Origin of the sequence: Phenylobacterium glaciei (assembly GCF_016772415.1) — a bacterium.
Classification (GTDB): Bacteria; Pseudomonadota; Alphaproteobacteria; order Caulobacterales; family Caulobacteraceae; genus Phenylobacterium; species Phenylobacterium glaciei.
In genome coordinates, this window is record NZ_JAGSGD010000001.1 from 62610 (window position 1) to 76900 (window position 14291).

Genomic DNA, 14291 nt, shown 5'->3' on the forward strand with positions numbered 1-14291 from the left:
ACCGAAATGCTGCCGTGCGGAAGGGGGCGAGGGCCCCTCGTTTGTGGAAGGCGAAGATATGTGGCGTTGGGCCGCGCCGGACGGGTCTGCGCAGGTGACCATCGGCCTTCGCGCGCCTATCTTGGCCCGATGACCGACACGCCGATCGCCGACGCCCCGCCCATCCCCGACCTGCCCCGCGACGCCACCCAGGACGGGCCCGCGGTCCGGCTCTATCTGGTGGACGGCTCGGGCTTCATCTTCCGGGCCTTCCACGCCTTGCCGCCCCTGACCCGCAAGAGCGACGGCCTGCCGATCGGCGCGGTCTCGGGTTTCTGCAACATGCTGTGGAAACTGCTGGTGGACATGAAGGCGCAGGACGACGCGCCCACGCACCTGGCCGTGGTGTTCGACCATTCGGAGAAGACCTTCCGCAACAAGCTCTACGACAAGTACAAGGCCCACCGCCCGCCGCCGCCGGAGGACCTGGTGCCGCAGTTCCCCCTGGTGCGGGACGCTACCCGAGCCTTCGGCGTGCACAGCCTGGAGCTGCCGGGCTATGAGGCCGACGACATCATCGCCGCCTATGCCTGCAAGGTCCGCGACATGGGGGGCGAGGTGCGGATCATCTCGTCGGACAAGGACCTGATGCAGCTGGTGGGCGACCGGGTCTTTATGCTCGACACCATGAAGAACCTGCTGATCGGCCGTGAGCAGGTCGTGGAGAAGTTCGGGGTCCAGCCCGAGAAGGTGGTGGAGGTCCAGGCCCTGTGCGGCGACAGCGTCGACAATGTGCCGGGCGCGCCGGGGATCGGCATCAAGACCGCCGCCCTGCTGATCAACGAATATGGCGACCTCGACACGCTGCTGGCCCGGGCCGGCGAGATCAAACAGGACAAGCGCCGCCAGACCCTGATCGACTTCGCCGACCAGATCCGGCTATCGCGGCAGCTGGTGCAGCTGGACTGCGACACCCCCCTGCCCTCCCCCATCGACGACCTGAGGGTGGCCGAACCGACAGCCGAGGTGCTGGCCGCCTTCCTGGAGGAGATGGGCCTGCACACCCTGGGTCGCCGGGTGGCCAGCGGCGGCGGCGGGGCCACGGCGCCGGCCGCGCCGAGCACCCCCGCGCCGCGCCCGACGAGCGTCACCGACCACGGCCCCATCGACGTCACCAAATATGTCTGTGTCCGCGACCTGGAGACCCTCGACGCCTGGATCGCCAAGGCCCATGCGGCGGGCGTCATCGCCTTCGACACCGAGACCGACTCGCTGTCCTCGGCCAATGCCGGCCTCTGCGGCGTGTCCCTGGCCATCGCGCCCGGCGAAGCCTGCTACATTCCGGTGGGCCACGAGCATGAGGGCGGACTGGAGTTCGACGCCCCGGCCGACCTGACCCAGATCACCCACGACGAGGTGATCGCCCGGCTCAAGCCGCTGCTGGAGGACCCGGCGGTCCTGAAGGTGGCGCAGAACGCCAAGTACGACATCGCCGTCCTGTCGCGACAGGGCATCAACGTGTCCCCCATCGAGGACACCATGCTGATCAGCTATGTGCTGGAAGCCGGCCTGCACAAAAGCCACGGCATGGACGAGCTGTCCAAGCGCTGGCTGGAGCATGAGCCCATCCCCTTCAAGCAGGTGGCCGGGACCGGCAAGGCGCAGAAGAGCTTCAAGCACGTGCCCCTGGAGCCGGCGACCTGTTACGCCGCCGAGGACGCCGACGTCACCCTGCGGCTCTATCTGCTGCTGCGGCCGCGCCTGATCACCGGGGGCCTGCTCACCGTCTATGAGACCCTGGAGCGCCCGATGCCGGCGGTCCTGGCCCAGATGGAGATCGAGGGCATCCGCATCGATCCCGACCAGCTGGCCCGCCTCTCCCACGACTTCTCGGTGCGGATGACCGAGCTGGAGGCTCAGGCCTACGAACTGGCCGGACGGCCCTTCAACCTGGGCAGCCCCAAGCAGATCGGCGAGGTGCTCTATCAGGAGATGGGCCTGGCCTCGAAGAAGACCACGGCCACCGGGGCCCAGGGCACCGACGCCTCGATCCTGGAGGACCTGGCCGCCGACGGCCACGCCTTGCCCCGAGTCCTGCTGGACTGGCGGCAGCTGTCGAAGTTGAAGGGCACCTATACCGACAACCTGGCCGCCGCGATCTCGCCGCGCACCAACCGCGTCCACACCTCCTATGCCCTGGGCGCCACCACGACGGGGCGGCTGTCGTCGTCGGACCCCAACCTGCAGAATATCCCGGTCCGCACCGAGGAGGGCCGCAAGATCCGCAAGGCCTTCATCGCCGAGCCGGGCCATGTGCTGATCAGCGCCGACTACAGCCAGATCGAACTGCGCCTGCTGGCCCATGTGGGCGACATCCCGCAGCTGAAAAAGGCCTTCCTGGAGGGCCAGGACATTCACGCCGCCACCGCCTCGGAGATGTTCGGGGTGCCGATCGAAGGCATGCCCGCAGAGACGCGCCGCCGCGCCAAGGCGATCAATTTCGGCATCGTCTACGGCATCTCGGCCTTCGGCCTCGCCAACCAGCTCTCCATCCCGCAGGACGAGGCCGGGGCCTATATCAAGACCTACTTCGAGCGCTTCCCCGGCATCCGCACCTATATGGATCGCACCAAGCAGGCGGTGCGCGCCCAGGGCTTCGTCAGCACCATCTTCGGCCGCAAGATCAATATCCCGGCGGTCTATTCCAAGTCCCAGGCCGAGCGGGCCTTTGGCGATCGCGCCGCCATCAACGCCCCCCTGCAGGGCGCCGCGGCCGACATCATCCGACGCGCCATGATCCGCATGCCCGCCGCGCTGAAGGCGTCAGGGCTGAAGGCCCGCATGCTGCTACAGGTGCACGATGAACTGGTCTTCGAGGCCCCCGAAGCCGAGGCCGACGCCCTGATCACGCTCGCCAAGCAGGTCATGGAACACGCCGCCGAACCGGTGGTGGCGCTCTCGGTCCCCCTGGTGGTCGACGCCCGCGCCGCCAAGAACTGGGACGACGCGCACTAGCCGAACGCGAGATAGCGGCGTCTAATCTCCCCGTGGCGTTCGCGCCGCGATTTCAAAGACAGAAATTTTTCGCGCCCCATGTCGGCGCGGGGGGAAGCCCACGATGACGTTGAAGCAGGTCCTGCTGGCCGCGACCCTTTGCATCGCGCCGATGAGCGCGTTCGCCCAGACCGCCCCGCCCGCCGCCTATGCCCCGCCCCCCGGCGCGACGGAGGAATTCGCCACCCTGCGCGACGGGGTGAAGCTGGCGGCCAATGTGTTCAAGCCGCAGGGCAAGGGCCCCTGGCCGGTGGTGCTGAGCCGCACCCCCTATCTAAAGGATGGGCGCGGAACCGCAGACCAGCTGGCCGCGGCGGCCAGGAAGTACACCGACGCCGGCTATGTCTTCGTGCTGCAGGACGTGCGCGGCAAGGGCCACAGCCAGGGTTTCTACCAGGCCTATGTCACCGACATCGAGGACGGCTACGACAGCGTCGAATGGGCGGCAGGGCAGCCCTGGTCCAACGGCCGCGTGGGGATCACCGGCGCCTCGGCGCTCGGGGTCACCGCCAACTCGGCGGCCATGGCCAACCCGCCCCACCTGAAGGCGGCCTATGTGGTGGTGGCGCCCTATGACCGGCTGCACTCCAGTTTCATGGGCGGGGTGATCAAGGAGAAGGACACCGTGGGCTGGCTGAAGGGTCAGAGCGTGTCGGACGCCGAGATCGAGCAGACGCGGGGCCGGGTCGCCGACGACGTGTTCTGGAACCGGTTCGCCATGAGCACCAACCGCAAGTACATCGCCGTGCCGATCTACAATGTCGGCGGCTGGTACGACATCTTCAACCAGGGCAACACGTCCAACTTCACCTACCTGCAGAACCAAGGCTCCAAAGGGGCGCGGGGCAATCAGAAGCTGCTGATGGGGCCCTTCGGCCACGGGCCGCTGTCGGGCGACCTGGCCTATCCCGGCCAGGACCAGCTGCAGGGCGCCTTCGGGAACGAGCTGCGCTGGTTCGACTATTGGCTGAAGGGGGTCGACAACGGGATCATGGACGAGCCGCCGGTCAGCTACTTCATGATGGCCGGCGCCCGGAAGGGGGCCGCCTCGCCGAAGAACCGCATGCTGACCTCGGCCAACTGGCCGCCGGCCAACCGCGAGGTCCGCTACTACCTGTCGCCCGACAAGGCGCTGACCACCAAGGCTCCGGCGGCGACCGACGCCAAGCTCAGCTACAAATTCGATCCGGCCAATCCGGTGGCCACCTTCGGCGGCGCAAACCTGACCTTTGATCGCGGACCGGAGGACCAGCGTCAGGTCCCGGCCCGGCAGGACTATCTGCGCTTCCAGACCCCGGTCCTGGACAAGGACGTGGCCATCGCGGGCCCGGTGAAGGTGGAGCTCTATGGGGCCACCGACGGCCTCGACACCGACTTCATGGCCAAGCTGGTGGATGTCTATCCCGACGGCTACGAGGCGCTTGTCCTCGACGCCCCGATCCGCACCCGTTACCGCAATGGCCGCGAACCCGACGACGTGAAGATGATGACGCCGGGCGCGCCGGAAGAGATGACCATCGACCTGTGGTCCACCGCCATCACCTTCGAGAAGGGCCACCGCATCGCTGTGCACATCACCTCCTCGAACGCGCCGCGGTTTGAAGTGAACCCCAATACCGGCGAGGCGCCCGGCAAGCCGACCCAGAAACCCCGGGTGGCCACCAACAGCGTCTATATGGACTCAAGCCATCCCTCGGCCATCGTGCTGCCGGTGATCTATCCGTAGACGAACAGGAACCGGCGGTCGGGGCTGACGTTCCCGCTGCGGCGCCGCTTGGGCGCAGGGCGTGCTTGCGTGCTGACCGACGACACCGAACCCTCCGCCACCGCCTTCGCCCAGGTGCGCGCCTGGCTGCGGGTGGCGCCGTGGAGCGCGCTGGCGGAACTGGCCTGCCGGGCGGGCTATCTGGCGCGCGGCTTCATCTATCTCAGCATCGGGGCCATGGCCGTGGCCGCCGCCCTGGACCTGACGCCCAAGGCGCAGGGCTCGCGCGGCGTGCTGGAGGCCTGGGCCCATTGGCCGTTCGGCGTGATCCTGCTGTGGCTGGCGGGGCTGGGCCTCTACGCCTTCGCCGGCTGGCGGCTGCTGCAGTCCGTGTTCGACGCTGACCAGCAGGGCGGCAGCCTGAAGGCCATCGGCTCGCGCCTGGGCCAGGCGGTGAGCGGCGTTGTCTATGGCGCGCTCGGTGTCTCGGTGTTCCGCCTGATCGACACCCTGGAGGACCTCGCCCAGACCGACGACCAGTTGCAGACCCCGCAGGCCGTCGCCAAGGTTCTGGAACTGCCGGGCGGCGAACTGCTGATCGCCGCGGCGGGCCTTTTCATCCTGGGCGCCGGGGTCGGCAACATCGTCCAGGTGTTCGGCCGCGACTTCTGCAAGCCCCTGGCCTGCGACGAGGTGATCCGCGTCTGGGCCCCCTGGGTCGGCCGCGCGGGCTATCTGGGGCGCGGCCTGGCCTTCCTGCCGGTGGGCGCCCTGATGCTGGCCGCGGGCTTGAAGGCGCGCAGCCAGGAGGCCACCGGGATCGGCGGGGCGCTACAGATGATGGAGGGCCAGCCCTATGGCGACGCCCTGATGACCACCGTGGCGCTCGGCCTGATCGCCTTCGGGGTCTTCGCCTTCATCGAGGCCCGCTACCGCCGCATGGCGGTGGACCAGGTGCTAGGCTAAGCGGCCGACTTGACGGCGCGGCCCTGGATGATCCGGTGACCGGCATCGTCCAGCCGCACGGCGGTCAGCAGGCCGGTGGCATAGGCGCCGGTGTCGACGCCGATGCGGCGGCCGGTGATCTGCGGCTCCTCCATCGGGGTATGACCGTGGACGATGATCTTCTCGAACCTGGCGTTGGATTGCAGGAATTCCGCCCGGATCCACAGCAGGTCGCGTTCCACCTGGCGCTCCAGGGGCACGCCGGGGCGGATGCCGGCGTGGACGAAGGCGTAGGCTCCGACCTGGATCATCAACTCCAAGCTCTCATAGAAGTCCTTGTGCGACGCCGGCAGGGCCTTTTGGAAGGCCAGGCGCGCGACTTCCCAGGCCTCGACGTCGGTGCGCATGGCCGGGGGCTGGACGCCGTAGGAGGCGAGGGTCGCCGCACCACCATGCTCCACCCAGGTCGGGCCGAAGCCCGGTTCTTCGTAGAATTCGAGCAGGGCCTCCTCGTGGTTGCCCTTCAGGGCCCGCACCTCGAAGGCGGGCTCACTCCGCAGCTTCAGAATCCGGTCAATCACCTCGGCCGAGGCCGGGCCTCGATCCACATAGTCCCCCAGCAGGACCAGCATCGGCCTGTGGATGGGGGCGGACGCCAGGGCGTCCTGGGCCACGGCGTGCAACAGAGTCTCAAAAGCGTCGAGCCGCCCATGGATGTCACCCACGGCATAGACGAGCCGTCCGTCCGTGGTGGGGGTGACTTCCGGGGCCTTTCGGCCGAACAGGCGGGAGAACAAGTGGACGGAGCCTCTGAGTGATCACCCTACTCTAGGAAGGGCCTGCGATGTCTTCAACGCGCGAAAGCCGCTTAGGGGAACAACCCTAGCCTTTGGGCATGAACAAGGCGTTCGGCCCCCGGCACCCTATCCAGCCCGTCGCCGTTCGGCGGTAGACCTGCAGGCTATAGGTTCCGGGCGGCAGGCCTGTGACGTTGAGCGTGCGCGTGAAGCCCAGGGGCTGGGCGAGAGTCCGCTTGAAGAAGGCCGCGACGTCGGGGCGGTCCTGGTCCATCTCTAGCGGCTGGACAAAGTCTCCCGCCGCGCTCGTGAGGCGCACGGCGCCCGCGAGGGGAGCGTGCCTGTCCGAAAGATCAGAAATCCAGCCCGCCATCGCCAGGCCCCGGACATCGAGCAGGGCCTGATCGACGGCGCAGCCCGGCGCGGCGACCGAAGCGTCCAGGCCTGCCCGGTCGGTTCTGCCGAGCGCCTTGAACCGGCCGCGCGAGGGCGCCGAGCGGGCGAGCGGCCCGTGGGTCGGGGCCTTGGGCAGCACCGCCTCGATCCGGCGCTCGGCGGCCTCCGACACGGAGGGCGCGCCGCGCATGGAAAAGCCCAGGCCGTGCTCCTGCACCTCCAGCATCACCAGGTCGGGATGGAAGCGGTCGATCAGGTCCTGGCGCCAGAAACCATCGTCGATGTGGGTCAGGACCACCCGGCTGAAGTGGCCGAGCAGGAAGGGCGTCAGGGCGTTCGAGAACGAGTCTCTGGTCAGCAGCAGGGTCGGCTTGCCTGCCAGGCCGGTGTCCACCACCTGGGGCGCGGTCCAGCCGCGCTGTTCGGAGAGCCAGGTGGTCTTGTAGCCGGCGGCGGCGGGGTCGACATAGCCGCGATAGTGGATCGGCACGAAGCTCGCCACCCCCAGCATGAGGGCGAGGTCACGGGGCGGATTGACGCCATTGACCGCCGGCCGGAAGTCCCTGAGCGGCCGGGTCGGCTGATCGACCCCGAGCGCCCGCAGCCGGTCCATGATCGCGGCGTAGCCGGCATAGGCGCCGTCGCCGGTCCAGTGGGTGTCGTGGCGGCTGAAGGCCTCGGTTCCGGACGCTGCAACCCCCATGACGGGATCGTGCAGGTGGACCACGTGGCCCGGCGCGGTGCGGTCGGCCAGGGCCGCAAGCCTCAGGCTGGTCCGTTGCGGATTGGGGCCGCGATACCAGGCGGGGCCGAACTGCGGATAGATGGTCTCCTTGGCCGGCGGCGCCACCACCAGATAGGCCGCACCGCCCGCCTCCAGCGCCTCGATCCGCCCCGACAGACCGCGCAGCCATTCGGCGGCGTCGGCGTCGGTCAGGGGCGGCTGGCCGCGCGCCGGCCCCAGCTTGCTGCCGTCATTGTAGAACAGCCAGCCCTCGCGCCCGGCCAGCACCCGGTCCGAGCCGCTGTCGCCGATCTGCAGGCGAGCGAAGTTCAGGAGGCCGATCAGATAGGGCCGGGCCGGGAAACGGTCGGCCACCCAGGCGTCGGTCTGACGGCGCAGATCGTCGAGTTTGCCCCCGCTCCAGGCTGGCGGCCCGGCCAGGACGCGGCCCTCCTGCAGCTGCGGCGGCGCGCCCCGCACCAGGAAGGCCGCCGCCATCAGGATCAGGATGGTGGCGATCAGGCCGGGACGGGGGACGGGCTTTTCCATGACCCCCTCAGAACCGGAAATAGAGGAAAGGGTTGAGGGTCGAATTGACCAGCACCGCGATGGCGATCACGAACCCCGCCGCCAGCACCGGGGTCGGCAGAACGTGGGCGGCCCGCGTGTCCAGGTGGGCCGGCAGGTGCGGCGAGGGGGCGTCGGAGCGCCGCGCCTTCAGACGGGTCATCAGCACCTGCAGGGTGGGGAAGGCAAAGACGATCCCCGCCGCGAAGGCCAGCAGCACCTCGGTGTCCAGCAGATAGCGCAGGGTCAGGCCCAGCGGCTTGAAGGCGCGAGGGTCCAGCATCACCGACAGGTAGTGCAGAGCCGCGCCGAGGTCGGCGGCGCGGAAGAACACCCAGCCGATCATCACCACCAGCAGGGCGTAGGCGTGGCGGAGCACCCTCGGCGCGGCCTCCAGCACGCGGCGCAATCCGAACCGCTCCAGCATCAGGAAGGCGCCGTGATAGAGGCCCCAGACGATGAAGCTCCAGGCCGCCCCGTGCCAGAGGCCCGTCAGGAAGAACACGATCAGCAGGTTGCGGATGGTCCTGGCCTGCCCGCCCCGGTTCCCGCCCAGCGGGATGTAGACATAGTCCCGGAACCACGAGGACAGCGACATGTGCCAGCGCCGCCAGAAGTCGGTCAGCGAGGTCGCCGCATAGGGGTGGTCGAAGTTCTTCGGGAAGGTGAAGCCCAGCATGAAGGCCAGACCGATCGCCATGTTCGAATAGCCGCAGAAGTCGAAATAGATCTGCAGGCTGTAGGCCAGCGCCCCCAGCCGGGCCGCCGTGGCGGTCAGCATCCCCGGCTCCAACCCAAAGGCCTGGTCGGCGACGGGCGCCACGGTGTTGGCGATCAGCACCTTCTGGCAGAGGCCGACGATGAAGTACTGGAACCCCAGGCCGATGCGGCCCGAGCCCTTCCGCTCGCCCTGCAGCTCTTCGCGGATATCGGCATAGCGCACGATGGGCCCGGCGATCAGGTGCGGGAACATCAGGATATAGGCGGAAAACCTCAGCAGCGACCGCTCCACCGGCACGGCGCGGCGGTGGATGTCGATGGCGTAGCTGATCAGCTGGAAGGTGAAGAAGGAGATGCCCAGGGGCAGGCGGTGAGTCAGCTCCGGCAGCGGGTTTCCGGGCAGGACCTCATTGAGCGTATGGGCCAGGAAGCCGGCATATTTGAACCAGGCCAGAACCCCGAGATCCAGCACGATCATGGCCGCCAGGATCAGCCGGCGGCGGGCGGTGTCCTGCGCCGCATCCATCGCCCGGGCCCCGGCATAGTTGGCGCCGATCAGTCCCAGCAGCAGGAAGACATAGGCCCCCTCGCCCCAGACATAGAAGGCCACGCTGCCCACCAGCAGCGCGCCGGTCCGCCAGCCGCTGACATAGTAGCCAAGCAGGAAGACGGGCAGGAAATAGAAGATGAAGATGATGGACGAGAAGACCATCCGCCCCCCAAGGCCGACTGACGCGGTTTGTGGCAGGCCCACGCGCCGGCGGCAAGCCGGGCCCGCCCGGATTCATGGTGTCGGGAGGTTGGAGCCGAGCGGAGGGCAGGGCGCGGTCCATGGATGGTGGGTAGCCCCAGGCCCCACGCTACCTATTCAGGAGTCTCCCGCCCCTGTTTGGCCTTGGCGTCACGTTGCTCGATCCCGGCCACCTTGTCAGGAGGAAGCGTGCCGTACAGCGCCATGACGTGCTTGGGCTGCGTAATCATCTGCTCGGCGATGAGGTTTACTAGGCCAAACAGCTGCATGGCGGTCGCCTGGTCGTCGCGCAGATCAATCGAGCCTGGATGGATCGCCTCGTTCCCCACCACCCGGACGATGTCCAGCGCCCGCTGAATCATCGGGTTCAGCCCGCGCGCCACCAGGTCGCCAATCATGGTGTTGATCTTGGCTTCTCGCTCCAGCAGGTGCGCGCAAAGTTTCTCGATCGCCAGACGCAGCAGCGCCGCAGCCGCTCGAGGAGAGGCCGATACGATCTCACCGGCCTCGACGTAGTCCCTACGAATGTCGCCCGGCAGGTCCTCATTCGGCTCTGGGACATCGGGATTGTCGACGGGGAAGCGCAGCCGACCGCCGACCCAGACGGCCACCTTCTTGCAAACGAAGCAGTCTGACAGCAGAGCGTTGTTGACGTGCCAGTATACGTACTCGGCTTCGTTTACCCGGTCGACCAGCGGCCGACGATCCTCCAGCGCCGCCAGGTAATTCTCGAGGCGAGCGGTCGGGAACGCCGAATCCTCGCCCCGCTTATCCGCCGCCTTTTGCTTGGCGAGCAGCTCGCGAACCTTCTTCGGATCAGACTCGGTCGGCGGTTGTTCGACGTAGGTCGCTGTCATCGTGAACCAGCGCTGTTGGGTGTAGGCCTTGCAATGAGGGCAGACGAAGGCGGCCAGGCCGAGCCGAGGGTTGCGGTCGCTGGGGATAGGAGCTGAAGGGCTGGGATCTTCGGACATTCAGGAGCTGCTTATCCAGCGCTTATCGAGAGGAATGCACGAGAGATGGCGACGTCGGCGCCCACATGGTCGCGCCTTTCGACACAAAGGTTCCTGGTGGAGCCGAGCGGAATCGAACCGCTGACCTCCTCATTGCGAACGAGGCGCTCTACCATCTGAGCTACGGCCCCAGGAGGCGCGGAATAAGCGTTTTCGGACCCGTCCTGTCAAGCGGCAGAAATGCGCATCAGCGACGCAGCGCCTTGCCAGCGACACACAGGGCCCTTTAAACCGGGGCCATGGGCAGCTTCCTCTACTTCATCGTCAGTTCGCTTCTGGGCCTGATGATCTTCGCGATCTTCGCCAACGCCATCATCTCGTGGCTGGTGGCCTTCGATGTGATCAACCTGCGCAACCAGGTGGTCTACAACATCGCCAAGTTCCTGGACGCGGTGACGCGGCCGATCCTGGCGCCGTTCCAGCGGATCATTCCGCCGCTGGGGGGCGTGGATATCAGCCCGATCATCGTCCTGCTGATCCTGCAGGGCATCAAGGCCTACCTGCTGCCGATGGCGTTCGCGCCCCTCGTCGCCCTGATGGGCTGATGCGCCTGCCTGTCCGGGTGACGCCCAAGGGCGGCCGGGACGGACTGGACGGCTGGGCCCTCGACGCCGAGGATCGGCCCTATCTGAAGGTGCGGGTCAGCGCCGTGGCCGCAGAGGGCGCGGCCAACGCCGCCCTGCTGGCCTTCCTCGCCAAGACTCTGAAGCGGCCCAAGTCGGCCCTGCGCATCGTCTCGGGCGAGAGCGCGCGGGTGAAGATGGTCGAGGTCGAGGGCGCGACCGAGGCGGACTTCGACCTGGCCTTTGGCGTCAGACCTTAGCTACGGGTTGTAAGCCCGCTCGCCGTGGGCGGACATGTCCAGGCCCTCGTCCACCGCGTCGTCACCGGCCCGCAGGCCGACCGTCCGGCGCACCACGAAGACCAGGGCCAGGGTGGCGATGCCCGACCAGGCGCAGACCGCCACCACGCCGATCACTTGGGTCACGGCCTGGCTTCCCATGTTCACACCGTCGGCATAGCCCGCCCCGCCCAGGCCGGTGCTGGCCAGCACCGCCACCAGCAGGGTGCCCAGGATGCCGCCGATCCCGTGGACGGCGAAGACGTCGAGACTGTCGTCGACCTTCATCCGGTGCTTCACGAAATCCACGGCCTGATAGCAGACCAACGAACCCGCCGCGCCGAGCACAACCCCGCCCAGGGGGCCGACGAAGCCCGAGGCCGGGGTGACGGTGGCCAGGCCCGCCACCACGCCGGTGACCAGGCCCACCATGCTGGGCCGTCCGAACCGCTTCCACTCGATCACCGCCCAGACCAGGCCCGCCGTGGCGGCCGAGAGGTGGGTGGCGATCAGGGCGGCGCCAGCGTTCCCATCGGCGGCCAGCGCGCTGCCGGCGTTAAAGCCGTACCAGCCGACCCACAGCATGCCCGCGCCCATCATGGTCATGCCTGGATTGTGCGGGGGCGACAGGTCGCGCGGGAAGCCGTCGCGCGGGCCCAGGCGCCAGGCGACCAGCAGGGCCGAGACCCCTGCCGTGGCATGGACCACCAGGCCGCCGGCATAGTCCATGACGTGCAGGCGGGCCAGCCAGCCGCCGCCCCAGACCCAGTGGCAGACCGGCGCATAGACCACGATCAGCCACAGGCCCGAGAACATCAGCACGGCGGAGAACTTGATCCGCTCCACGAAGGCGCCGACGATCAGGGCCGGGGTGATGATGGCGAAGGTCATCTGAAAGGCGAAGAAGACGCTTTCGGGCAGGACGCCGATCTGCGCGTCACGGCCCACCGAGACCAGGCCGAACTTTGCCAGGTCGCCGATCAGCGGGTTGGAGCCGGAGAAGGAGAGGCTGTAGCCCACCAGCAGCCACAGAACCGAGGCCAGGCAGGCGATGGCCACGCAGTGGGTCATCACCGACAGCACGTTCTTGGACCGCACCAGCCCGGCATAGAACAGGGCCAGGCCCGGCAGGGTCATGAACAAAACGAGCGCCGTGGCGCTGAGCATCCAGGCGGTGTCGCCGTGGTCGATAGCGGGCGCCGGGGTTTGCGCGAGGGCCGGGGCGGCCAGGGCCAAGCCTGCGATCAGCGCGCCCACGCGCGCCAGCGTCCGAACCCTCATGCCCCGTCCCCCCAACTGGTCAGAGGGCTTGGCTACAGGAGTCTTTGCCTGTTGTGCAGGCAGAAATTTCGAGGCGGCGCGCAAAAAGCGGGCAAAACCCCGCTAGGTCGCTAGGCCGCCAGGACGATCGGCTCGGCGGGAAGGACATTGTCCAGGCACAGCAGGCTGACGATGCCGGTGTCGGTGGTCATCACGCCATTGACGTAGTTGAGGATCTCGCCACCGACGTCTGGGGGCGACTGGATCAGGCCCTGGGTCACCGTCAGGATGTCGGAGACCGCGTCCACCACCAGGCCCACCTGGGCCTCGCCGATCTGGGCCACCACCACCACGGAGGAGGAGTTGGGTTCGGCCGGACCCAGGCCCAGGCGCGACCCCAGGTCGATCACCGGCAGGATGGCGCCGCGCAGGTTCATCATGCCCAGCACGTGAGGCGGGGCGTGGGGCAGGGGCGTGGCCGCGGTCCAGCCGCGGATCTCACGCACCGCCATGATGTCGATGGCGTAGGCCTGGGCGCCGATGCGGACCGAGATCAGTTCGGCGCCCGGCTGGGGGATGGAGTGGCTCATGCTCTGAACACGTCCCAATCGTTCTGTTCGGGGTCGATTTCGCGCATTATCGCCATCAACCCCCTCGATTCCATTAACAGCGACGCTGGTTTTTCGGAGTCGATCCAAAGGGTTGCGGGGCGAGGGCGGGCTGCTTAACTGCGCCCCCATGCTCGGAGGCGCTGTGACTCGTACAGATCTGGCCAGGATGATCGGTGAGGCGCGCCGCATCGTCGCCTTCACCGGGGCGGGCATCTCCACGGAGTCGGGCATTCCCGATTTCCGCTCGCCCGGCGGGGTGTGGAGCAAGATGAGCCCCATCCTGTTCCAGGACTTCGTGGCCGATCGCGCCAAGCGCCGCGAGGCCTGGGGCCGGGCCTTTTCCGGCCGCGCCGGCTGGGTGGGCGCCTCACCCAACGAGGGCCACTACGCGCTCACGCGCCTGCTGGAGGCCGGCAAGCTCTCCAGCGTCATCACCCAGAACGTGGACAACCTGCACCAGGATAGCGGCATCCCGGCCAGCCGGGTCATCGAGCTGCACGGCAACGCCAGCTACGCCACCTGCCTGGACTGCGGGATGCGCCACGAGCTGGCCGACCTGAAGGCGCGCTTTGTCGAGACCGATGAGCTGCCGGTCTGCCAGGCCTGCGGCGGCATCGTGAAGACCGCCACCATCTCCTTTGGCCAGCAGCTGAAGCCCGAGGTGCTGCGCAAGGCTGAGCTGGAAGCCCTGAACAGCGACCTGTTCCTCGTCCTCGGCTCATCCCTGGTGGTCTATCCCGCCGCGGCCCTGCCGCAGATCGCCAAGCGCAACGGCGCGGCCTTGGCCATCCTCAATCGCGAGCCTACCGATATCGACAGTATGGCGGACCTCGTCCTCAACGACGAGATCGGCCCGGCGATGAGCGAAGTGGCCGCAAGTCTCTAAGCTTGGTCGCGCCTTCCGGGCGGCGAACCGGTTCCCACTGCG

Annotated in this window: 12 protein-coding genes and 1 tRNA gene; 6 read left to right on the plus strand and 7 right to left on the minus strand. The window is 68.0% G+C overall.

The window, feature by feature from the left end:
* Positions 1-129 precede the first annotated feature (129 nt).
* From polA to JKL49_RS00300, 3 genes are all read left to right on the plus strand, one after another.
* The gene (gene polA / locus JKL49_RS00290) at positions 130-2994 is read left to right on the plus strand and encodes a DNA polymerase I (protein ID WP_215337347.1); all 2865 of its coding nucleotides are present in this window, start codon (positions 130-132) and stop codon (positions 2992-2994) included.
* Between the two features lie 103 nt (positions 2995-3097).
* Positions 3098-4759: a CocE/NonD family hydrolase gene (locus tag JKL49_RS00295; protein WP_215337348.1), complete on the plus strand. Its 1662-nt coding sequence runs from the start codon at positions 3098-3100 to the stop codon at positions 4757-4759.
* A gap of 69 nt (positions 4760-4828) precedes the next feature.
* The gene (locus JKL49_RS00300; RefSeq protein ID WP_215337350.1) at positions 4829-5704 is read left to right on the plus strand and encodes a DUF1206 domain-containing protein; all 876 of its coding nucleotides are present in this window, start codon (positions 4829-4831) and stop codon (positions 5702-5704) included.
* On the opposite strand, the gene JKL49_RS00305 is transcribed toward JKL49_RS00300, so the two are convergent.
* The 5 genes from JKL49_RS00305 to JKL49_RS00325 all read right to left on the minus strand — a co-directional run bounded on the left by JKL49_RS00305 (position 5701) and on the right by JKL49_RS00325 (position 10782).
* On the minus strand, positions 5701-6480 hold the full coding sequence (locus tag JKL49_RS00305; protein WP_215337352.1) for a metallophosphoesterase family protein: 780 nt from the start codon (positions 6478-6480) through the stop codon (positions 5701-5703). The two genes, JKL49_RS00300 and JKL49_RS00305, sit on opposite strands and share 4 nt — an antisense overlap.
* Positions 6481-6565: 85 nt before the next feature.
* Complete coding sequence (locus tag JKL49_RS00310) at positions 6566-8149, minus strand: alginate O-acetyltransferase AlgX-related protein (RefSeq protein WP_215337354.1); 1584 nt, start codon at positions 8147-8149, stop codon at positions 6566-6568.
* Positions 8150-8156: 7 nt separating this feature from the next.
* Positions 8157-9599, minus strand: a complete 1443-nt coding sequence (locus tag JKL49_RS00315; protein ID WP_215337356.1) for an MBOAT family O-acyltransferase — start codon at positions 9597-9599, stop codon at positions 8157-8159.
* 152 nt (positions 9600-9751) lie between these two features.
* On the minus strand, positions 9752-10612 hold the full coding sequence (locus JKL49_RS00320; RefSeq protein WP_215337358.1) for a DUF4145 domain-containing protein: 861 nt from the start codon (positions 10610-10612) through the stop codon (positions 9752-9754).
* Between the two features lie 94 nt (positions 10613-10706).
* A tRNA-Ala gene (locus JKL49_RS00325) sits at positions 10707-10782 on the minus strand.
* Between the two features lie 108 nt (positions 10783-10890).
* On the opposite strand from JKL49_RS00325, the gene JKL49_RS00330 reads away from it, so the two are divergent.
* Both JKL49_RS00330 and JKL49_RS00335 read left to right on the plus strand, forming a co-directional pair.
* Positions 10891-11196 carry a YggT family protein gene (locus JKL49_RS00330; protein WP_215337360.1) on the plus strand — a complete coding sequence of 102 codons (306 nt, stop codon included), beginning with the start codon at positions 10891-10893 and terminating at the stop codon, positions 11194-11196.
* Positions 11196-11474 carry a DUF167 family protein gene (locus JKL49_RS00335; protein ID WP_215337362.1) on the plus strand — a complete coding sequence of 93 codons (279 nt, stop codon included), beginning with the start codon at positions 11196-11198 and terminating at the stop codon, positions 11472-11474. The genes JKL49_RS00330 and JKL49_RS00335 overlap by 1 nt, the downstream gene beginning before the upstream one ends.
* On the opposite strand, the gene JKL49_RS00340 is transcribed toward JKL49_RS00335, so the two are convergent.
* Both JKL49_RS00340 and JKL49_RS00345 read right to left on the minus strand, forming a co-directional pair.
* The gene (locus JKL49_RS00340; RefSeq protein WP_215337364.1) at positions 11475-12773 is read right to left on the minus strand and encodes an ammonium transporter; all 1299 of its coding nucleotides are present in this window, start codon (positions 12771-12773) and stop codon (positions 11475-11477) included.
* A 110-nt stretch (positions 12774-12883) separates the two neighbouring features.
* A complete protein-coding gene (locus JKL49_RS00345) occupies positions 12884-13342 on the minus strand; it encodes a chemotaxis protein CheW (protein ID WP_215337366.1) in 459 nt (152 codons plus the stop codon).
* A 163-nt stretch (positions 13343-13505) separates the two neighbouring features.
* Here JKL49_RS00345 and JKL49_RS00350 point away from each other — a divergent pair, with 163 nt between their 5' ends.
* Positions 13506-14249, plus strand: coding sequence for an SIR2 family NAD-dependent protein deacylase (locus JKL49_RS00350; RefSeq protein ID WP_215337367.1), 744 nt, complete (start codon positions 13506-13508; stop codon positions 14247-14249).
* Positions 14250-14291: the final 42 nt, after the last annotated feature.

Bases quoted from the DNA above. Each gene is read 5' to 3' on its own strand.
- JKL49_RS00340 (WP_215337364.1), bottom strand. From the start codon at position 12,773: ATGAGGGTTCGGACGCTGGCGCGCGTGGGCGCGCTGATCGCAGGCTTG.
- polA (WP_215337347.1), top strand. From the start codon at position 130: ATGACCGACACGCCGATCGCCGACGCCCCGCCCATCCCCGACCTGCCC.
- JKL49_RS00320 (WP_215337358.1), bottom strand. From the start codon at position 10,612: ATGTCCGAAGATCCCAGCCCTTCAGCTCCTATCCCCAGCGACCGCAAC.
- JKL49_RS00295 (WP_215337348.1), top strand. From the start codon at position 3,098: ATGACGTTGAAGCAGGTCCTGCTGGCCGCGACCCTTTGCATCGCGCCG.
- JKL49_RS00310 (WP_215337354.1), bottom strand. From the start codon at position 8,149: ATGGAAAAGCCCGTCCCCCGTCCCGGCCTGATCGCCACCATCCTGATC.
- JKL49_RS00345 (WP_215337366.1), bottom strand. From the start codon at position 13,342: ATGAGCCACTCCATCCCCCAGCCGGGCGCCGAACTGATCTCGGTCCGC.
- JKL49_RS00330 (WP_215337360.1), top strand. From the start codon at position 10,891: ATGGGCAGCTTCCTCTACTTCATCGTCAGTTCGCTTCTGGGCCTGATG.
- JKL49_RS00315 (WP_215337356.1), bottom strand. From the start codon at position 9,599: ATGGTCTTCTCGTCCATCATCTTCATCTTCTATTTCCTGCCCGTCTTC.
- JKL49_RS00335 (WP_215337362.1), top strand. From the start codon at position 11,196: ATGCGCCTGCCTGTCCGGGTGACGCCCAAGGGCGGCCGGGACGGACTG.